The organism is Bacillus paranthracis (assembly GCF_001883995.1).
Classification (GTDB): domain Bacteria; phylum Bacillota; class Bacilli; order Bacillales; family Bacillaceae_G; genus Bacillus_A; species Bacillus_A paranthracis.
Genome location: NZ_MACE01000049.1, coordinates 502424 through 521770, shown reverse-complemented (window position 1 = coordinate 521770; position 19347 = coordinate 502424). Strand labels below are relative to the sequence as shown.

General features: G+C 34.2%; 17 protein-coding genes, 1 pseudogene and 1 riboswitch. Of the genes and pseudogenes, 15 read left to right on the top strand and 3 right to left on the bottom strand.

Going from position 1 to position 19347, the window contains the following annotated elements; translation table 11 throughout:
* Positions 1 to 49 precede the first annotated feature (49 nt).
* Entirely contained in the window at positions 50 to 1297 is a 1248-nt protein-coding gene (locus tag BAQ46_RS19780; protein ID WP_071742523.1) for a DUF4153 domain-containing protein, read from the top strand.
* A 133-nt stretch (positions 1298 to 1430) separates the two neighbouring features.
* Positions 1431 to 1536: riboswitch (SAM riboswitch) on the top strand.
* Positions 1537 to 1643: 107 nt separating this feature from the next.
* A complete protein-coding gene (locus tag BAQ46_RS19775; RefSeq protein ID WP_000389106.1) occupies positions 1644 to 2873 on the top strand; it encodes an MFS transporter in 1230 nt (409 codons plus the stop codon).
* 55 nt (positions 2874 to 2928) lie between these two features.
* On the opposite strand, the gene BAQ46_RS19770 is transcribed toward BAQ46_RS19775, so the two are convergent.
* On the bottom strand, positions 2929 to 3894 hold the full coding sequence (locus BAQ46_RS19770) for an arsenic resistance protein (RefSeq protein WP_071742521.1): 966 nt from the start codon (positions 3892 to 3894) through the stop codon (positions 2929 to 2931).
* 294 nt (positions 3895 to 4188) lie between these two features.
* Here BAQ46_RS19770 and BAQ46_RS19765 point away from each other — a divergent pair, with 294 nt between their 5' ends.
* The 5 genes and pseudogenes from BAQ46_RS19765 (at position 4189) to BAQ46_RS19745 (ending at position 9670) form a co-directional block, all read left to right on the top strand.
* Complete coding sequence (locus BAQ46_RS19765; protein ID WP_000522508.1) at positions 4189 to 4881, top strand: FMN-dependent NADH-azoreductase; 693 nt, start codon at positions 4189 to 4191, stop codon at positions 4879 to 4881.
* A gap of 239 nt (positions 4882 to 5120) precedes the next feature.
* Positions 5121 to 6479 carry a branched-chain amino acid transport system II carrier protein gene (gene brnQ, locus BAQ46_RS19760; RefSeq protein WP_000182722.1) on the top strand — a complete coding sequence of 453 codons (1359 nt, stop codon included), beginning with the start codon at positions 5121 to 5123 and terminating at the stop codon, positions 6477 to 6479.
* Positions 6480 to 6562: 83 nt separating this feature from the next.
* Complete coding sequence (locus tag BAQ46_RS19755) at positions 6563 to 6982, top strand: VOC family protein (RefSeq protein ID WP_000750841.1); 420 nt, start codon at positions 6563 to 6565, stop codon at positions 6980 to 6982.
* 329 nt (positions 6983 to 7311) lie between these two features.
* Positions 7312 to 8960, top strand: a pseudogene (locus tag BAQ46_RS19750) (copper resistance CopC/CopD family protein).
* 89 nt (positions 8961 to 9049) lie between these two features.
* On the top strand, positions 9050 to 9670 hold the full coding sequence (locus BAQ46_RS19745; RefSeq protein WP_000821410.1) for a YcnI family copper-binding membrane protein: 621 nt from the start codon (positions 9050 to 9052) through the stop codon (positions 9668 to 9670).
* Between the two features lie 52 nt (positions 9671 to 9722).
* Here BAQ46_RS19745 and BAQ46_RS19740 read toward each other — a convergent pair whose 3' ends face one another.
* Positions 9723 to 10628 (bottom strand): DMT family transporter, encoded by a 906-nt coding sequence (locus BAQ46_RS19740; RefSeq protein WP_061131161.1) that lies wholly within the window; start codon positions 10626 to 10628, stop codon positions 9723 to 9725.
* Positions 10629 to 10725: 97 nt separating this feature from the next.
* Here BAQ46_RS19740 and BAQ46_RS19735 point away from each other — a divergent pair, with 97 nt between their 5' ends.
* The 7 genes from BAQ46_RS19735 (at position 10726) to BAQ46_RS19705 (ending at position 16700) form a co-directional block, all read left to right on the top strand.
* Positions 10726 to 11595 (top strand): LysR family transcriptional regulator, encoded by an 870-nt coding sequence (locus tag BAQ46_RS19735; protein ID WP_000156778.1) that lies wholly within the window; start codon positions 10726 to 10728, stop codon positions 11593 to 11595.
* Between the two features lie 120 nt (positions 11596 to 11715).
* Positions 11716 to 12147: an Rrf2 family transcriptional regulator gene (locus tag BAQ46_RS19730; protein WP_000704088.1), complete on the top strand. Its 432-nt coding sequence runs from the start codon at positions 11716 to 11718 to the stop codon at positions 12145 to 12147.
* A gap of 71 nt (positions 12148 to 12218) precedes the next feature.
* Positions 12219 to 12869: a DsbA family oxidoreductase gene (locus BAQ46_RS19725; RefSeq protein WP_000216672.1), complete on the top strand. Its 651-nt coding sequence runs from the start codon at positions 12219 to 12221 to the stop codon at positions 12867 to 12869.
* 57 nt (positions 12870 to 12926) lie between these two features.
* Complete coding sequence (locus BAQ46_RS19720; RefSeq protein ID WP_061131162.1) at positions 12927 to 13529, top strand: nitroreductase family protein; 603 nt, start codon at positions 12927 to 12929, stop codon at positions 13527 to 13529.
* 125 nt (positions 13530 to 13654) lie between these two features.
* Positions 13655 to 13786 carry a hypothetical protein gene (locus BAQ46_RS31415; protein ID WP_000997344.1) on the top strand — a complete coding sequence of 44 codons (132 nt, stop codon included), beginning with the start codon at positions 13655 to 13657 and terminating at the stop codon, positions 13784 to 13786.
* 111 nt (positions 13787 to 13897) lie between these two features.
* Entirely contained in the window at positions 13898 to 15508 is a 1611-nt protein-coding gene (locus BAQ46_RS19710) for an amidase family protein (protein WP_071742519.1), read from the top strand.
* A 178-nt stretch (positions 15509 to 15686) separates the two neighbouring features.
* Positions 15687 to 16700, top strand: a complete 1014-nt coding sequence (locus BAQ46_RS19705; RefSeq protein WP_001006585.1) for an AI-2E family transporter — start codon at positions 15687 to 15689, stop codon at positions 16698 to 16700.
* Positions 16701 to 16754: 54 nt separating this feature from the next.
* Here the strand turns inward: BAQ46_RS19705 and BAQ46_RS19700 are convergent, their stop codons facing one another.
* The gene (locus BAQ46_RS19700) at positions 16755 to 17699 is read right to left on the bottom strand and encodes an L-lactate dehydrogenase (protein ID WP_000715321.1); all 945 of its coding nucleotides are present in this window, start codon (positions 17697 to 17699) and stop codon (positions 16755 to 16757) included.
* A 201-nt stretch (positions 17700 to 17900) separates the two neighbouring features.
* Between BAQ46_RS19700 and BAQ46_RS19695 the strand changes: the two genes are divergently transcribed.
* The gene (locus tag BAQ46_RS19695) at positions 17901 to 19337 is read left to right on the top strand and encodes a flavin monoamine oxidase family protein (protein ID WP_061131163.1); all 1437 of its coding nucleotides are present in this window, start codon (positions 17901 to 17903) and stop codon (positions 19335 to 19337) included.
* Positions 19338 to 19347: the final 10 nt, after the last annotated feature.

Sequence of the window (19347 nt, the reverse complement as noted above, 5' to 3'; positions counted from 1 at the left end):
TTTTTATAGAAAGGGAACAAAGCTGTTTTTTATTAGAGGAGGTAAAGCTATGAACGATCAAAATTTGATTATCGAAAATATGGATAACCCTCATGAGTTGGAGAGAATGTATAGAAAAGACCCGAAAGCTTTTAAAAAGTCATTCTCACAAGCATGGGATGAAAACTCTGATTCTCAGGTGCTAGCTGCCTGGTATGAAAGATTGCATTTCAAGGGAAAGACAAATGCAGAAAAAATATCACTGTTTCAAAAAGGTTTCTTATTTATGGGCATGTTAGCTATTCTAGCTGGGCTAAGCACTAGAATCATTTTCCACTTTGTAGAGCAGGAAGCAATTGCTCCAATTAACCTAGCTTTTGGTGTAATTCCCTTTATCGCTGCTTATTTTGTTTACAATAATACCCCGAAAAAAAGTATTATTTATTTCCTTGCAGCGTTGTTCCTAATTGCTGGGTTGTATCTTAATATGTTGCCATTAAATTATAAAGACAGCAGTATCCTTGCTTATTTACATCTTCCTATATTGTTATGGGTCTTATTGGGACTTGCATTTACAGGAAATGAATATTCAAAAGGTAATACAAGATTAGCTTATATTAAATTTAATTTAGAATATGGTCTTCTCTACGCGAGCATGGCAGTGAGTGGAATGATACTAGCAGTATTCACCATGCGATTATTTAGTTTTGTTGACTTGGATATAGGAGAGTTCTATTTTAGTAATGTTGTTTTATTTGGAGCTGCCGCTCTCGCTGTAGTGGCTGCATACTTAGTATCATTGAATCTTAAACTTGCTAAAAATATTACACCATACATATCTAAAATTTTTAGTCCACTTGTCTTGATTACGTTGCTAATCTATCTTATAACGGTTATATGGGTCGGGAAAAATCCTTTCTTGGACCGCAATTTCTTAATGGCCTTCAACGGAATACTCCTTGGCGTGTTGGCCGTTACCATATTTTCTATCGTTGAGAGTGATTCGGATGAGAAAAAGAACATTTCAGATTATATAAATTTTGCCTTAATTGTTCTGGCGCTTATTATTGACACTGTCGCTTTATCAGCCATTGTATTCAGACTTTCTTCTTACGGGATTACACCTAATAGACTTGCTGTTTTAGGGGTAAACATACTGATCTGGGCAAATTTAATTTGGATTATGTTTTCCTATATGCGGTTCTTGCAAAGCAAATCAGGACCGACAGCTATCCAAGATGCCGTTACGAAGTATTTACCAATTTATGGACTTTGGGCAGCTTTCGTTATATTTACGTTTCCTATCATTTTTAATTAGAAAGGTCTTGTTAACGTAACGACAAAATTGTTAAAAGAAGATGATAGATGTCATCTTCTTTTAACTGTATAAAAAAACATATTGAAATTATTTTGATGTAAAATATAATGAATTTAGATAATTAAATAAAAACTTCTTATTAAGAGAGGTGGAGGGACTGGCCCTTCGAAGCCTCAGCAACCTTATGTGATATAAAGGTGCTAAATCCTGTAGGATCTAAAATTCCTAATAGATAAGATGCGGTTATAAGTAAACCTTCTTCTTATTTTGAAGAAGGTTTTTTCTCATTTAAATAGAGGTTTTGAAAGGTGGTGAGGAAGAATTAAAGAAAATATACAAGAGGAAAATGGAGGATGCAGTGAATAATGAAATTGAGGATTTAAAAGAGAATAGCACAAGTATTTGGAGCAATAAAATTTTTTCGTATTTTTTCTTAGCAAGTTGCATTTCTTTAATAGGTAATTCTATGGTTACGCTCGTTTTACCGTTATGGGTAATGAAATTAACGAACTCTCCATTACTTGTTTCTGGAGTAAACGTTGCAATTGCGACGACGGCGATTTTATTTGCACCTGTAACAGGAACGTTAGCAGATCGAATGTCGAGAAGAAAGCTTATGATAATTGCGGATGTTATGAGATGTATCGTCATGATTTTAATTGCAGTTATAGCATTTTATAATAAAATGCTATACATTCCGTTACTAATTTTACTTATAATACGCTCAATTGGGAGTGCTTTATTTACTCCGGCTTCAAATGCAGCATTAGTAACATATGTGGAAGAAAAGCATGTTCAACAGGCGATTACGCTGAGGCAAATATCAATACAAACCATATCGGTAGCCATTCCTTTAATGGCTAGCTTTTTAATTAGTATTTTTAATTTTCATGGAGTATTTTTGTTAGATGCAATTACATTTTTTATATCATTTTTAATTTTAATGAAAATTAAATTTCCACGTGAATTAAAAGTAGAAAAGAAAAAGCCTTTTTACGAAGACTTTAAAGAGGGTTTCTCCATATTTAATAGTAATCAATCATTGAAAACATTGCTTATGAGCGCTGCGCTTATTAATTTACTTGGAGCGGCGTGTATGCTTTCGCTACAAGTAATAGTTGTTAGAGAAATGGACCTTTCTACGGGATGGTATAGTATAGTTTTTGCGGCATCACCGATAGGGATTTTAATAGGAGCATTTATTACGAAAAAGATTCGTACATATAAAACGATTACGACTGCTTTTATATTTACAGCTATTATGGGGGTTTTTAATGCTGCAATGGGTACGACGTTAAATCCGGTATTATTTTCAGTTTATTATTTTCTGTCAGGAATTGCATTTGGGGTAAGTAATATATATTTTGGAGTGTTGTATAGAAAGTTAATTCCAAATGAAGTGCAAGGAAGATTTTTTGGTTTTTTAAATTCGTTATTATTAGTATCAACCCCGGTTGGAATTGCAATAACGGGATATTCCTTAGAGTCAATTTCAGCTTCTATTGTATTTATTATAATTGGTATTATTACGTTTCTAGTTTCGGTTATTTCATTTGTAATGATAAATAAGAAATAAATGTTGTATGAGATTTTTCAAAAATAAAAAACGTCCTGCTATAGGACGTTTTTTATTATATATATTGCCGTCTTTTCTTAATAAGTAACAACACTTGTGAAACACAAGCAAGTACTGGCAGTTCAATTAACGGTCCAATAACGAGTGCAAGTGCAATAAGAGGCTCGTCAGGGAAAGCAGTCACAGCAATAGCAAGAGCAACAGGCGAGTTTCTTGCTAACGTTGTTAAATTTAGACTTACTGTATCTTTATAAGATAAACGCATAACGCGCCCGATAAATTGTCCTAGTACAAAATTAATGATGAAGAACAATAGAACAGGAATGAGTAATAATAAAACGACATTCATATTTTGTAGTAAATATTTACCTTGTGATGCAAACATCGCTACGATTGCTAAACTTAAAAATACAATTTGGGCAGAGCTGAAAAACGGAATGAGTTTATTCTCGAGCGTTTCAGCTTTTTTCAGTTTATTCATAATGAATTTTGTAGCGTGTGCAAGTAAAAATGGTAAGACGATTACGATAACAATACTTTCTACTAAAACAGAAACCGCTACAGTCTTCATAACACCAGCGAATAAAAATAAATAAATGGGAAGTAGTAGTACTTGCAAAATTAAATTTACTGGTAAAATCGCTGTAGAAAGTGCTACATTACCTTTTGCTATTTCAGTAAAGATTAAGTACCAATCTGTACATGGAGTAACCATTAGCATTATAAATCCAATCCACAGTGCTGGGTGATCTGAAAGAAATAGTGCTCCTAATCCCCAAGCGAGTAAAGGTGTCCATAAAAAGTTAATAGTAAGACTTGTTCCAGCAAATTTTAAATTGTGAAATCCGTTTTTTATTTCTTTTAATGGGATGCTGAGGAATAATCCATATAGCATGAAAAATAAAAAGGGAACAATAAATTTGTCTGAATACATATGTATAACATTAAATTGTCCAAGTATGATGCCGCATGTAACAGCAAAAAGAATAATAAAAGTTTGAATCTTTTCTATCGTGCTCATGAATGAATCCTTTCTAAATATGAATTTTCCTCTCTAATTTTATTATACAAGTAATAAGGCTGTAATTTGGTGTTCAATTGTATTTTAGTAAATGTTTTTAATTTGAGATTTATTTTTTTATTAAAAGTTACTTGACTAAAGTAAGTGACTATATTACAATCACTTACATAAGGTAATTAAATAACAAAAAGTTTTAATTAACTTTCCTTAAGGTATCAATTGGAACTTTTTATTAGAATAAGAATTTTTATGATGTTGAATAATGAATATGATAAGAAAGTTTAGGTGAAGAAAATGGGATTATTTAGCTCGTTATTTGGTAAAAAAGAAGAAAATCAAAAAGTAGAGGAGAATAAAACAATGTCAAAAGTATTATTTGTAAAAGCAAACGATCGCCCAGCGGAGCAAGCAGTTAGTTCAAAAATGTATGAAACATTTGTAAGTACTTATAAAGAAGCAAATCCGAATACAGAAATTACAGAGTTAGATTTATTTGCATTAGATCTTCCTTATTACGGAAATATTGCTATTTCAGGTGGATACAAACGTAGTCAAGGTATGGAATTAACAGCAGAAGAAGAGAAGGCAGTTGCTACAGTAGATCAATATTTAAATCAGTTTTTAGAAGCTGATAAAGTTGTATTTGCATTCCCATTATGGAACTTTACTGTACCAGCACCATTAATCACATATATTTCATATTTATCTCAAGCTGGAAAAACGTTTAAATATACAGCTAATGGTCCAGAAGGCTTAGCTGGTGGTAAAAAAGTAGTTGTGTTAGGTGCTCGTGGTTCAGATTACTCTTCAGAACAAATGGCTCCTATGGAAATGGCAGTTAATTACGTAACAACTGTACTTGGGTTCTGGGGAATTACAAATCCAGAAACTGTTGTAATTGAAGGACACAACCAATATCCAGATCGCTCACAACAAATTGTTGAAGAAGGTTTAGAGAACGTTAAGAAAGTAGCGGCGAAATTTTAATTAATTGATAGTAAAAATGGAAAAACCAACATGGATGACCATGTTGGTTTTTTAGTCTATTTCTATGTTAAAAAATGTATATTTATAAAATGAATGAAAAGTTTGAAAATAGTATTGCAAAATATTATATATCAAACTATAATGAGTTCAAGAATAGTTGATACTTAAGTTAAATATTCAGAAAATTCAATTAGTTAAAATTGGAAATGACATAGGTTATATTGAATGGAGGTTATATTATGACGAATAAAGTACCGTTTTCGTTCATAGTTGTTATTGGTTTAATGTTATTTGCACTATTTTTCGGGGCAGGAAATTTAATATTCCCAGCAATGCTTGGTCAATCGGCAGGAGAGAATGTTTGGATTGCTAATGCAGGATTTTTAGTAACAGGTGTAGGTTTACCGTTGCTAGGGGTATTAGCATTTGGAATTTCAGGTAAAGAAGATTTACAATCGTTAGCAAGTCGTGTACATCCAGTGTTCGGCATTGTATTTACGACAGTTTTATATTTAGCGATTGGTCCACTATTCGCTATTCCGAGAACAGGCAGCGTTTCTTATGAAATTGGTATGAAGCCTTTTGTACCAGAAGCTATGGGTTCTTCAGCACTCATTCTTTTTACAATTATATTCTTTAGCATTACTTGTTTTTTTTCGCTAAATCCCGCGAAAATTGTCGATATTGTAGGAAAAATCTTAACGCCAATTAAATTAACGTTTATTGGGATTTTAGTAGTATTTGCTTTTATTCATCCAATGGGAGAAATGCAAGCACCTGCAGAGGCATATACATCACATGCGTTCTTTAAAGGATTCCAAGAAGGTTACTTAACAATGGATACGTTGGCATCATTCGTATTCGGTATTATCATCATCAATGCGATTAAAGAAAAGGGCGCAAAAACAAAAAAAGACATTATGATTGTTTGTGCAAAAGCAACATTGATTGCTGCATCTATTTTAGCAATGATCTATTCAGCACTTTCATTTATGGGAGCTTCAAGTGTTGCAAAACTTGGTCATTTAGATAATGGTGGTGCAGTATTAGCAAAAGTTTCAAACTATTATTTTGGGTCATACGGCGGAATTATATTAGGGATTATGGTTACAGCAGCATGTTTAACGACTAGTGTAGGACTTGTTTCAGCGTGTTCTTCATTCTTCCATAAACTATTCCCGAATGTTTCGTATAAAAAGATAGCAATCATCTTATCAGTGTTCAGTGCAGTTGTTGCGAACGTAGGTTTAACGCAATTAATTGCAATTTCTGTTCCTGTATTAATCGCGATTTATCCATTAGCAATCGTCTTAATTTTCCTAACGCTCCTTCATCCATTGTTTAAAGGACGAGCAGAGGTGTATCAAGGTAGCTTATTAATTACATTTATTGTAAGTGTGTTCGATGGATTGAATGCAGCTGGTATGAAGTTAGCAGTAGTAAATGATTTTCTTACTAAAATACTTCCAATGCATGAAGTTGGGTTAGGGTGGATTTTACCAGCACTTATTGGCGGATTGATCGGGTATGTCATTAGCATTGTGAAAGCAAAAAATCAAGTTCAACCAGCAGCTAGTGTGGATAAGAAAATAGGTTAAATAAAAAAGTTATAGAACTTGTTTCTATAGCTTTTTTTGTTACTATTAATAATGAAAGAAAATAAAGTAGTAGGGGAAATAAAATGAAAAAAACAATTGATCATATCGGCATCGCAGTTCGAGATATAGATAGTACGATACGTTTTTATGAAAAAGTGTTGTCAGGAACTTTAATAGATCGTTACGTAAGTGAAGCGCCTGGTGTTGAAAGTGAAGTAGCCATTCTTGAAGTGGATGGAGATAGAATTGAATTGCTTGCGCCGACAAATAATACCACTTCACCAATTGCCCGATTTATAAAACAAAAAGGTAAAGGTGTTCATCATGTTGCATATCGAGTAGATGATTTAGATGTAGCTTTAGAGGAATTGAAAAAACAAGACATTCGAACGTTAGAGCATACGCTTCGAATGAATAAACACGGCAGAAGATTAATCTATCTTAACCCAGCGGATACAGAGGGAACAATTATAGAGTATTGTGATTATCCGGAAGAGAAGTAGAAGAAAGATATTTTTAAGAAGGTATTACGTAATAACGTAATACCTTTTTATTTATGCATTTCACACTTTCTTCACAAATGATTCACGATAACTTTTCCTCTTCAAGAACTTACATAAATATATTTTATGATATAATAACAATCGACTTTAAAAATGTAAGTTGTATCTATCAAGGTAGTTACTATTGTATTGGAAGTTTAGAGGTGAGAGAGAAATAAATAGTTATACTGTATAGAAGATTATATTTAATCAGGTTAATATTTCGTCCAAGAATCCAACTCGGGAAGTAAAAATAATGAAAATATAGCGATGAGGAAGAAAGAAGTGAAATGAGTGTGAAAGTAATGAAAAGGTTAGGGACATTGTTATTTATTGTATGTGTGCTTATCGTATTGATACCGAAAAGTGCATCTGCTCATGCATACGTTGTGAAATCAAACCCTACTGAAAATGAAACATTGAAGAAAGCACCGTCTGTTGTGAAAATCGAGTTCGATGAGGACATACAAGTTTCAAGTTTTAATACATTGTACGTGAGAGATACATCAGGTAAAAGGGTCGATTTAAAAGATGCTCATATTGATAAAAATAATAAAAAGCTATTAGAAGCCGGATTAAAAGAGAATCTCAAAAACGGTCTCTATTCTATTCAGTGGAAAGTAATTTCAGCTGATGGACATCCAATTCAAGGAGTTATTCCATTCCGTATTGGATTAGCGGAAGCTGGAGCAGATGATATACAAGTAGAAGAGGTGGGATATGTTCCGCAAATTGATATGATCATGGAACGTGGAATTTTATATACAAGTTTCTCACTATTTATAGGAGTGCTATTCTTTAATCTTATTATGTATAAAGGGAATGCAACCTCGGTTCGATCAAGGAGTAAGAACATAATATGGATTTCTTTATTAGGGATATTTATTAGCTTGTTATTCAATCTACCACTACAAGCGAAAATAAATGCGGATGTTTCATGGCTAGAAGCATTCAATCCTTTACTATTAAAAGAAACATTACAGCTTTCTGTCTTTGGTTATATATGGATTACTCAAATGACTCTTATTAGTTCGCTTATAATCGTTACGTATTTTGCGATGAGGCGTGAGAAGCTGTCGTCGTTTCAAGTATGGAGCGTTCCAATAGTATTGTTTATTGGTCTACTTGTTATGAAAGCATGTAATAGTCACGCATATGGTTTAAAGTTTAAAGAAATTGCTGTTGTTATGGATTTTTTACATTTATTCGCAGCTTCATTATGGATTGGTGGTTTATCGTCCATTATTCTTCTGTTACGTAATGAGGATAACAAGTGGAATATGTATTGGGATATGATTAAGCGTTTTTCACCGTGGGCAATATGTGCTGTCATTGTGATTTTAATAACAGGTCTTTTTAACAGTACATTTTTATTCCAACAATCCACTCGTTATTTGATACGAAGTATGGATTAGCTTTATTAGCAAAGATACTTTTATTCATTTTCATGGGGATATTAGGAATTATTCATTATGTGAAAGGGAAAATGAGAGCGGAGCAAGGATTAGGTGCTACGGTGAAAGTAGAGTTTATCATTGGAATTATCATTTTCGTAATCGTAGCTTTTATGACAAACGTACAAACACCACCGATGCCTCCTACTGGACCTTTTACAGAGAGTAAACAATTGGATAATGGATATGAAATGACGCTAAATGTAAGTCCTAATAGAGTAGGACAAAATATATTCCATATTACTTTAAAGGATGAGAACGGACAACCTGTTACTGATATGGAACAAATCATATTAACAACTCAATCGTTAGATATGAATATGGGAAAGGGATCATTTAAAGTTTCGGCAGTTTCACCGGGAGAATATGAAGCAGAAGGTATGTATATTAACATGACAGGCAACTGGAATATACAAGTACATGGATTAACGAAATCGCTTGATAGCTTCGATACGGATTATAAATTTATTGTAGGTGGCAGATAAAGTGAAACTTTAAGCAGCCCTCATCAATTGGGCTGCCCGGCGAATAGCGGGATAAAGAGTAGGTATAGATAAAAAGGAGCTAATTGAAAATGAAACGCATAAAAAAATTAGGAACAACAATGATCGCAACAGTAATTGCAATGGGAATTTTTTCGTTACCTGTTAGTGCGCACGTCACTGTGAAGCCAGCAACTTCTGACATCGGCTCTTGGGAGACTTACACGATAAAAGTACCAGTTGAAAAGAATGTAGCAACAACAAAAGTTACACTGAAAATACCGTCTGGTGTGGAATTCCAACAGTATGAACCAGTGCCAGGGTGGAAAATGGAAGAGCAAAAAGATAGTGCCGGAAAAGTGAAAACTGTAGTATGGGAAGCAACAGGAGAAGGGATTTTACCTGGCCAATTCCAGCGGTTTACTTTCGTCGCTAAAAATCCGGATAAAGAACAAAAAATAGCTTGGGATGCATATCAACAATATAAAGACGGAGAAATTGTTGAATGGACAGGCGATGAGAAAGCTGAAAAACCGCATTCACTTACTACAATTGCAAAAGGTACGTCATTAACAGGAGAACATGGTGAAGTATCTAATGTAGAAAAGAATGAAGGTACTAGTAATATGCAATTGATAGCAATTGTTTTATCTATTTTGGCGATTGTATCTTCGGTAGGTACGTGTGTTTTTATGGTACGTCGTAAAAAATAAGTAATAACGATAAGAAGGAGCCTACAATCAGTAGGCTCCTTCTTATGTTAATTTACTTCACTTCAACCCGCTGCCCTACAGCAAGTGTTTTCGGCTTTATATTTACGAAACAAATACTCACTACAATAAATAATAGTCCGATAAATAAGCTAATAGTAATGGCCTCATGTAAGAAAATTGAACTTACAATAATAGCGATTAGAGGAATGAGAAATGTATAAGCCCCAACTTTACTTGCTTCACCAGCTCCAACGAGTGTGAAGTATGCAAGCCACCCCATTGCAATAACAAAGAATGAAATAAAGAGTAGTACACTAACAAACGGCATACTCCAAGCGATACTAGACCAACTTTCAAACTCTGATCCACATCCAATTAAGCAAAGTCCGCCAATAATAAGTTGTAGTGTTACCATCCAAATGGAATTAACGCGGTGCCCAGTCTTCTTAATAAATACGGTTCCAAGTGCCCAGCCAATAGCGCATCCTATCGCGAGAAGAATCCCGATAATAGAAATATGTCCAGTTAAACTGCTTGAGCTAATAACACCTACGCCAATAAATCCGAGTATAAGCCCGAAAATTTTTAAACCGTACATTGATTCTTCAAGCCATATCCACGAGAAAATACCAAGTAAAACGGGTTGTAGAAATACGATGGCGGAAAATAGACCAGCGGGCATATATTGAAGGCCGACAGTTTGTAATCCGTAAAATATAATGATATTAAGTAAAGAAGAAATAACGTATAAATGCCAAGTTTCTTTTAAGTGTAACTCTTTGTATTTCGGTAATGCGAACAGGAGTAAAATGAATCCTCCAATTAAAGTTCGAACGCCTGCAAATAAAACGGGTGGTGTATAATGCAGGGCAAACTTAGATAAAGGCCAATTGATTCCCCACATGAAAACGAGAAAGGTAAGGATGATGGCCGTCTTAGTTCGAGAAAGCTGTGTCACTGTAAGACCTCCTTGATGTTATTCATTTCACTATGATATGATATCGACTGTAATAAATAAAATGAATCTTTTTTATGAGGAGTATAAGCGATTAGTTATGACCATTACACAACTACAAGTATTAATAAAAACTGTTGAGTTAGGTAGTTTTACGAAGGCTGCTCGGGTGTTAAATATGACGCAGCCAGCAGTAAGTCATGCGATTTCAAGTATTGAGTCAGAGTTAGGAGTTACGATTCTTATACGTGATAAACGACAAGGATTACTCGTTACGGATGTAGGAAACAGAATTCTTGTACATATTAGAGAGATTTTGAACGGTGTAGAGAAGATTGAACAAGAAGTTGCGATGGAGAAAGGACACGAAGTGGGGACGATTCGAATTGGGAGTTTTCCGAGTGCTTCTGCACATTTCTTACCGAAAATGATAAACCATTTTAAGGAGAAGTATCCGAACTTAGAAGTCGTTCTTTGTGAAGGAACGATTAAAGAAGTTGAAGATTGGTTAGTATCGAGGGTTGTTGATATAGGGATTGTTATTTTACCTAATAAAGAGATGGAGATTGTTCCATTAACGAAGGGGAAAATGGTTGTTATTTTAAGAGAGGATCATCCTCTTTGCAAGAAGGACGCTATTACAATTCGTGATTTGGAGAATGAACCGATCATATTATGTAAAGGCGGATACGAACCACCCATCATTGATATGTTTAAACAAGCCAACGTACCACTTCGGGCTGAGTATGTAATTTCGACAGTTACGACAGCTTTAAATATGATTCAAGAAGGATTAGGCATTGCAATATTAGCTGAATTATCTTTAACGAATTTACCAAAAAATGTGCAAACGAGAGAATTGGAACCGCAAGTATGGAGAGAAATTGCTTTAGCTGTTCCTTCATTAAAGGATTCTTCAATCGCTGTGCAGCTATTTATTGAAGAATTTCAGGCGCTATTTGCAGAATAAAAAGAGGTGTCTCGTATATTATAATGGGACACTTTTTAATTTACTTATAAAAAATATGTGAAAAGGATTGACTTATTTTTCGGTTGTAACTATAATGATTACATCGAGGTGGTGATTACGATGAAAATTAGTAGCCGCTTTTCCATAGCTGTTCATATTTTATCTATTTTGAAAAACAATCCATCTTCACTTTGTACTTCAGACTATATGGCTGAGAGTGTCAATACAAATCCAGTAGTCATTCGTAAAATGATGTCGTACTTGAAACAAGCTGGCTTTGTTTACGTAAATCGTGGACCGGGTGGCGCAGGTTTACTAAAGGATTTACATGAAATCACATTGTTAGATGTGTATCATGCAGTGAATGTAGTGGAAGAGGATAAATTATTTCACATTCATGAGCAACCGAATCCAGATTGTCCAATTGGGGCGAATATTCAAGCGGTGTTAGAAATTATTTTAATTCAAGCACAATCCGCAATGGAAGAAGTTTTGAGAAATATTACGATGGGGCAGCTGTTTGAAACTTTGCAAGAAAAAATGAATGCTTAAATCATATTTATATTTTTTTAATATTAATGTAACTTATATAGTTACAACTATAAAGGTAAGGTGTAAAAGTTATGACTGTAAAAATGAAAGTATACTCAGATTTTATATGTCCATTTTGTTTTTTAGCAAAAGGTCCATTAGATGAAGTAGCGAAAGAGAAAGATGTAGAAATTGAATGGATGCCATTTGAATTACGTCCAAGTCCATATTCAAAAATAGATCCATGGAATGAGCCAGAAAAATTAGGTTCATGGGATGCTTTCATTCTTCCGACAGCGAAGAAGTTAGGAATTGATATGCGTTTGCCACGTGTTTCTCCGCATCCATATACACATTTAGCTTTCGAAGGGTGTCAATTTGCGAAAGAACGTGGACTAGGTAATGAGTATCATCACCGCGTATTCACAGCATTTTTCCAAGAAGAGCAAAACATTGAAGATATTGATGTGTTAACAAAATTAGCGGTAGAAGTAGGACTTCCTGAGGCGGAATTTAAAGATGCTTTAGTAACTCGTAAATATAAGGAAAAGCATCAAGAAGCAATTCAGCACGCATATGATGAAGCGAATATTATGGCTGTTCCAACTGTCATGATTGGAGATGAAATCATTCAAGGGCTTGCTAGTAAAGAAACGCTACAAAGGGTCATTGATAAAGAAATTGAAAAGGATAAAACAAATTCATTTGAAGGTATGCAATGTAATACCGATGGATATTGCTAATTCGCTTGTTATGAAATAACAAAATAAATTATAAAACAAACATTTGGAGGAATTAAAATGTCAGCAACTACAACAAACTTAAAAGAAGCAATCGTGAACCGCCGTTCCATTCGTAAAGTAACAAAAAATGATGCAATTACGAAAGAAAGAATTGAAGAAGTGCTAAAAACAGCTTTACACGCACCAACATCTTTCAACATGCAAAGTGGTCGTATGGTTGTATTAATGGATGGGGAGCATGAAAAGTTTTGGGATATTGTGAAAGAAACATTAAGAGCCCGCGTACCAGCAGAAAACTTTGAAGCGACTGTTGAAAGACTAAAAGGTTTTCATGCAGGTGTAGGGACTGTACTATTCTTTGAAGATCAAGCAACTGTAGAAAAAATGCAAGAAAACGCACCATTATATAAAGATCAGTTCCCATTCTGGTCTCATCAAGGAAATGCAATGTTACAACATACTGTGTGGATGTTATTATCTGCTGAAGGAATTGGGGCGTCATTACAACATTACAACCCAATCGTAGATGCTGAAGTGAAAGAAACTTGGAACATTCCAGCAGAGTGGAGTTTAGTAGGTCAAATGCCATTTGGTGAACCAAACGAACAACCAGCAGAAAGAACGTTCTTGCCTACTGAAGATGTATTGAAATTTTATTAAGATATACAATATGTAACGAGAAGGAAGCTGTACTTAAAAACAGCTTCCTTTTTGTAGTGGTGTTAAAGTATGCGCATTTAGGGAAGAAATATAAGAAATAATCCGGTGAGAAGGGAATTAGAAAAATGAATGATGAGAAAAAATATACAGTGGTAGGTACTGATGTCGAGGAAGTAAAGCGTTTAAATAAAAATTCAGGGTTAACGTATAATCAAGTGAAAGAAATGTTAGCGAAGCAAATGCAAAAAAAGAAGTAATTAGATTGAAATCTTTCATTTTTTCATTTGGCATTTCGATTGGAGAGAGTTAAGTAAAAAGTAACTCTCTTTTTCGTATAACGAAGCACCTTATAGAGTGGAGGAAGCAACATGAAGAAATGGGTAAAGGGAACGCTGTCTATCGCTGGAGGCGTTGTCTTATTAGCGTGTGCCGGCGGATATTACATGTATAAAAATTATTTTCCAAAGGAACCTGAGCGTATTGTATATGATAAAGAAAGAGTGCTACAACCGATACATAATCAGCTTAAAGGAATTAATATAGAAAATGTAAAGATGAAAGAAAAAGAAGTCGTAAATGCGATTGTAGATGAGCTTCAAAAAATGATTGATGATGGAAAGTTGTCATATGAAGAATTAACGAGTATTTATCTCTTTAGAATACAAGAACATGATCAAAATGGAATAACATTAAATGCTGTTACAGAGATAAATCCTAATGCGATGGAAGAAGCAAGAAAGTTAGATCAAGAGCGAGGTAGAAACAAAAAGTCGAATTTATATGGTATTCCTGTCGTTGTAAAAGATAATGTACAGACGGAAAAAGTGATGCCGACTAGTGCAGGAACATATGTGTTAAAAGATTGGGTTGCAGATGAGGATGCGACGATTGTGAAAAAGTTGAAAGAAGAAGGTGCTTTTGTTTTAGGAAAAGCGAATATGTCTGAGTGGGCAAATTATTTATCCTTTACAATGCCTAGCGGATATAGCGGGAAAAAAGGACAAAATTTGAATCCGTATGGTCCGATTACGTTTGATACATCAGGATCAAGCTCTGGATCTGCTACAGTAGTTGCGGCAGATTTTGCACCGCTTGCAATCGGGACAGAAACGACTGGATCAATTGTAGCACCAGCGACGCAGCAATCAGTAGTTGGATTACGTCCATCACTAGGTATGGTGAGTAGATCAGGCATTATTCCGTTAGCTGAAACGCTTGATACAGCAGGGCCGATGGCAAGAACGGTAAAGGATGCGGCAACGTTATTTAACATAATGGTAAGTTATGATGAAAAAGATGCTATGACAGAAAAAATGAAAGATAAAGAAAGAATGGATTATACGAAGGACTTATCAATAGACGGTTTGAAAGGGAAAAAAGTAGGAGTACTATTTTCAATAGATCGACAAGATGACAATAGAAAAGAAGTAGCACAAAAGATAAGAAAAGACCTTCAAGATGCAGGTGCAATAGTGACTGATGATATTCAGTTAAACGCTGAGGGTGTAGATAATCTACAAACATTAGAATATGAATTCAAACATAATGTTAACGATTTTCTTTCAAAGCAAAAAAATGTACCGGTAAAATCGTTAGAAGAGATTATAGCGTTTAATAAAAAGGATAGTAATAGACGAATAAAATATGGACAAACATTAATTGAGGGATCTGAAAAATCTGCTACAACGAAAGATGAGTTTGAAAAAGTAGTGCAAACGAGTCAAAAAAATGCAAGAAAAGAGCTAGATAGATATTTAGTAGAAAAAGGTTTGGATGCTCTAGTTATGATTAATAACGATGAAGTTCTTCTATCCGCTGTAGCTGGTTATCCGGAATTAGCGGTTCCTGCTGGATATGATAAAAATGGAGAACCAATCGGTGTAGTGTTTGTAGGGAAACAGTTTGGTGAAAAAGAGCTTTTCAATATTGGATATGCGTATGAGCAGCAGTCTAAAAATAGAAAACCACCTAAATTGTAAAAGGTTAAACGAAAAAAAGAGCTCAACTGAAGTAAGTAGGTGGGCTAATATAAATAGAATCTAACAATATAAAAAGAAAAAAAGGATTCTTTCTAATTAGTAAGAAAGATTGTCTATAGAAGTTCATAAAATGTAATATATTCAATTTCCATCCATTGAAGGGGGAGGTTAAATCTTAATGAATGAAGTGAAAAATTTTTTTCGAAGTAGAGGGTTTCAACGGTTTCTCGTTTTAATAATAGTAGCGCTTGTATTATATGGATTAAAAAGTATGATCAACTTAATATTAATTACGTTTATACTGACATTTTTAATGGATCGATTTCAACGTTTTATTTCAAAAAAATTGAAAGTGAACCGGAAAATTGTTATCGCCTGTTTGTATATCATATTAGTTTCCTTTATTGGCACGACATTGTATAAATATTTACCTGTGTTAACGATACAAATTTCGCAATTGATTTATCAATTTAAATTGTTCTTTCAAAACCCGCCTGATAATGAAATCATTAAATATGCACTTTCGACAATTAACGGAATGGAAGTATCAAAGTATATAGAACAAGGTGTAGATGTCATCTATCAATCGATAGCAAATATAGGGAAGGTAAGTTTACAAATATTATTGTCTCTCATATTAAGCTTATTTTTCTTATTAGAGAAGGAGCGTATTATTACCTTTACTTCTAAATTTAAAGAGAGTAAGCTAAAGATTTTTTATGAGGAAATCGCATATTTTGGCGAAAGGTTTGCAAGATCGTTCGGTAAAGTAATTGAAGCACAGTTTTTAATTGCGGTTGTAAATTGTATTCTTACTGTTATTGCATTAATTGTTTTAGGATTTCCGCAGCTTCTCGTATTAGCTGTTATGATTTTTCTACTAGGGTTGATTCCAGTTGCAGGTGTGATTATTTCTTTATTTCCACTTAGTATCATTGCTTATAACGTAGGCGGAGTTATGTACGTTGTATACATACTTATTTTCATTACAGTCATCCATGCTCTTGAAAGTTATTTTTTAAACCCGAAGTTTATGTCTGCGAAAACGAATTTACCAATCTTTTATACATTTATAATTCTCATCTTTTCAGAACATTTCCTTGGAATATGGGGGCTTATTATCGGGATACCAATCTTTATCTTTTTCTTAGATGTACTTGATGTAAATAATGAGGAATCGATTAAAAAATAGAAAATAAAGTAAAAAGCAATCCGAAATAATTTGGATTGCTTTTTGCTATACATATTAAAGAACAGGAGCCATTGTTTCTTTCAACACTTGAACTGAGTGATCGAATTTTAATTCTTCGTCTTCACTTAATTCTACTTCTAAAATTTCACGAACCCCGCCGCGATTTAAAACAGCAGGTACACCAATATACACATCTTTTTGACCATATTGACCTTCTAAGTAAGCCGATACAGTTAATACACTATTTTCATCATTTAAAATCGCTTTAGTAACACGTAGAAGTGACATACCGATACCGTAGTAAGTTGCACCTTTTCGCTCAATAATATGGTAAGCTGCATCACGAACGTTTATGAAAATTTTGTCTAAATCTTCTTGATTATACGTGTTGTCTTTTTCAAGCAGTGTCTGTAGTTTTTGGATACCAACGGAAACGTGGCTCCAAACTGGAAGTTCAGTATCGCCATGTTCTCCGATAATATAGGCGTGAATGTTGTGTGGACCAATATCGAAGTACTCACCTAACATATAGCGGAAACGAGCAGAATCAAGCGTTGTACCAGAACCGATTACACGTTCTTTCGGTAAACCAGATTCTTTCCAAGTTACGTAAGTTAAAATATCTACAGGATTTGTTGCGATTAAGAAAATGCCATCAAACCCGCTATCCATAATACTGCGAACGATTTGTTTAAAGATTTTAGCGTTTTTCTCAACTAAATCTAAACGTGTTTCACCTGGCTTTTGTGGTAATCCAGCCGTAATGACTACAAGGTCAGCATCTTTACAATCTTCGTAGCTACCTTTCCATACTCTAGTTGGAGCTGGAGCAAATGGAACGGCATGACTTAAATCCATCGCTTCTCCTTCAGCTTTTGCTTCGTTTACATCAACTAAAACAAATTCTTCAGCTACAGCTTGGTTAATCATGCAGTAAGCATAACTACATCCAACTGCTCCTGTTCCGACTAATACAACACGGTTAATACCTTTTTTCATTTCAAAATTCCTCGCAATTTCATTGATTTTATTATGTAAGATAATACGTCTTACTTCTATAGATTCATATCTAGTTTATTACATTTTATAAAAGATATTCAAGTATTTGAAAATGTATCCGTGCAATTTCTTGCATAAAACATAGGAAGTAAGTTAACCGAATATAATGCAATAAAATCCTTTATTGAAGGGGAAAAGGCCATGATGCAGCCATTAACGATGGAAAGAATGCTCCATATTATTCATGTGGGGCTCGTTAAAACGAAGGAGCCAAAACAGATTATTATTGTTGGTGCAGGAATTTCAGGATTAGTTGCAGCATCGTTATTGAAAGAAGCAGGTCATAACATAACAATTTTAGAAGCGAATAATCGAATAGGCGGAAGAATATATACGATCCGTGAACCGTTTAGCAGAGGTTTATATTTTAATGCAGGACCAATGCGAATTCCTGATACACACAAGTTAACTTTAGCTTACATTCGTAAATTTAAATTACCGTTAAATCTTTTTATAAATAAAACCGCTTCAGATATTATTTATACGAATAATATTAAAACGAGATTAAGCATATTCGAAAAAAATCCAAGTATACTTGGATATCCTATTTTAGAGAGGGAAAAAGGTAAAACGGCAGAAGAGTTAATGTTAGAGGTATTAGAACCGATTCTAAATTATATTAAGAAAGATCCTAATAAGAATTGGAGTATTGTTGAGAAAAAGTATAAAGCATATTCGCTCGGCACATTTTTAACTGAATATTATTCAGACGGTGCAATAGATATGATTGGTGTACTTCTTGATATGGAAGCGTATATGGGAATGTCTTTAATTGAAGTATTACGAGAAATGGTCTTCTTTACTTCAACGACGAAATATTATGAAATAACGGGCGGGATGGATGCATTACCAAAAGCATTTTTATCGCAGTTAAATGAGAATATATTTATGCGGTATAAGGTTGAAAAAATTATACAAGAAAATAGCAAAGTGATGATGCAAGTAAACTATGAACAAACTATTGAGAGATTTATGGTTACAGGTGATGTTGCAATTGTTACGATCCCATTTTCAGCTTTACGTTTTGTTGAAATTCAGCCTTACAATCTATTCTCTTATTATAAAAGACGAGCAATTCGTGAATTAAATTATATTGCTGCAACTAAAATTGCGATAGAGTTTAAAAGTAGATTTTGGGAGAAAGCGGGACAGTGTGGAGGTAAATCTATTACAGATTTACCTATACGGTTTACATATTATCCGAGTTATGGCATTCATACACCAGGGGCAGCTATCGTTTTAGCGAGTTATACGTGGGCAGATGAGGCGTTAACATGGGATAGTTTACCGGATAGAGAACGCATTCGTTACGCATTAAAAAATTTAGCAGAAATATACGGTGATATCGTCTATAGTGAGTTTGTTACGGGAACATCTTTTAGCTGGAGTCAAAATCCGTATTCTTGCGGTGCATTTACAGCTTTTGAACCAGGTCAAGAGCTCGAGTTATTTCCGTATATTACACCACCATCTGGAAAAGTGCACTTTGCAGGAGAGCATACGACATTAACACATGGGTGGATGCAAGGAGCGATAGAATCTGGGATTAAAGTTGCTTATGAAGTAAACGAACAGTGAACATATATTT

What these genes read in the sequence shown, in the direction of transcription:
- BAQ46_RS19780 (WP_071742523.1), top strand. Translation starts at nt 50, where the DNA reads ATGAACGATCAAAATTTGATTATCGAAAATATGGATAACCCTCATGAG.
- BAQ46_RS19775 (WP_000389106.1), top strand. Translation starts at nt 1,644, where the DNA reads ATGGAGGATGCAGTGAATAATGAAATTGAGGATTTAAAAGAGAATAGC.
- BAQ46_RS19770 (WP_071742521.1), bottom strand. Translation starts at nt 3,894, where the DNA reads ATGAGCACGATAGAAAAGATTCAAACTTTTATTATTCTTTTTGCTGTT.
- BAQ46_RS19765 (WP_000522508.1), top strand. Translation starts at nt 4,189, where the DNA reads ATGGGATTATTTAGCTCGTTATTTGGTAAAAAAGAAGAAAATCAAAAA.
- brnQ (WP_000182722.1), top strand. Translation starts at nt 5,121, where the DNA reads ATGACGAATAAAGTACCGTTTTCGTTCATAGTTGTTATTGGTTTAATG.
- BAQ46_RS19755 (WP_000750841.1), top strand. Translation starts at nt 6,563, where the DNA reads ATGAAAAAAACAATTGATCATATCGGCATCGCAGTTCGAGATATAGAT.
- BAQ46_RS19745 (WP_000821410.1), top strand. Translation starts at nt 9,050, where the DNA reads ATGAAACGCATAAAAAAATTAGGAACAACAATGATCGCAACAGTAATT.
- BAQ46_RS19735 (WP_000156778.1), top strand. Translation starts at nt 10,726, where the DNA reads ATGACCATTACACAACTACAAGTATTAATAAAAACTGTTGAGTTAGGT.
- BAQ46_RS19730 (WP_000704088.1), top strand. Translation starts at nt 11,716, where the DNA reads ATGAAAATTAGTAGCCGCTTTTCCATAGCTGTTCATATTTTATCTATT.
- BAQ46_RS19725 (WP_000216672.1), top strand. Translation starts at nt 12,219, where the DNA reads ATGACTGTAAAAATGAAAGTATACTCAGATTTTATATGTCCATTTTGT.
- BAQ46_RS19720 (WP_061131162.1), top strand. Translation starts at nt 12,927, where the DNA reads ATGTCAGCAACTACAACAAACTTAAAAGAAGCAATCGTGAACCGCCGT.
- BAQ46_RS31415 (WP_000997344.1), top strand. Translation starts at nt 13,655, where the DNA reads ATGAATGATGAGAAAAAATATACAGTGGTAGGTACTGATGTCGAGGAA.
- BAQ46_RS19710 (WP_071742519.1), top strand. Translation starts at nt 13,898, where the DNA reads ATGAAGAAATGGGTAAAGGGAACGCTGTCTATCGCTGGAGGCGTTGTC.
- BAQ46_RS19705 (WP_001006585.1), top strand. Translation starts at nt 15,687, where the DNA reads ATGAATGAAGTGAAAAATTTTTTTCGAAGTAGAGGGTTTCAACGGTTT.
- BAQ46_RS19700 (WP_000715321.1), bottom strand. Translation starts at nt 17,699, where the DNA reads ATGAAAAAAGGTATTAACCGTGTTGTATTAGTCGGAACAGGAGCAGTT.
- BAQ46_RS19695 (WP_061131163.1), top strand. Translation starts at nt 17,901, where the DNA reads ATGATGCAGCCATTAACGATGGAAAGAATGCTCCATATTATTCATGTG.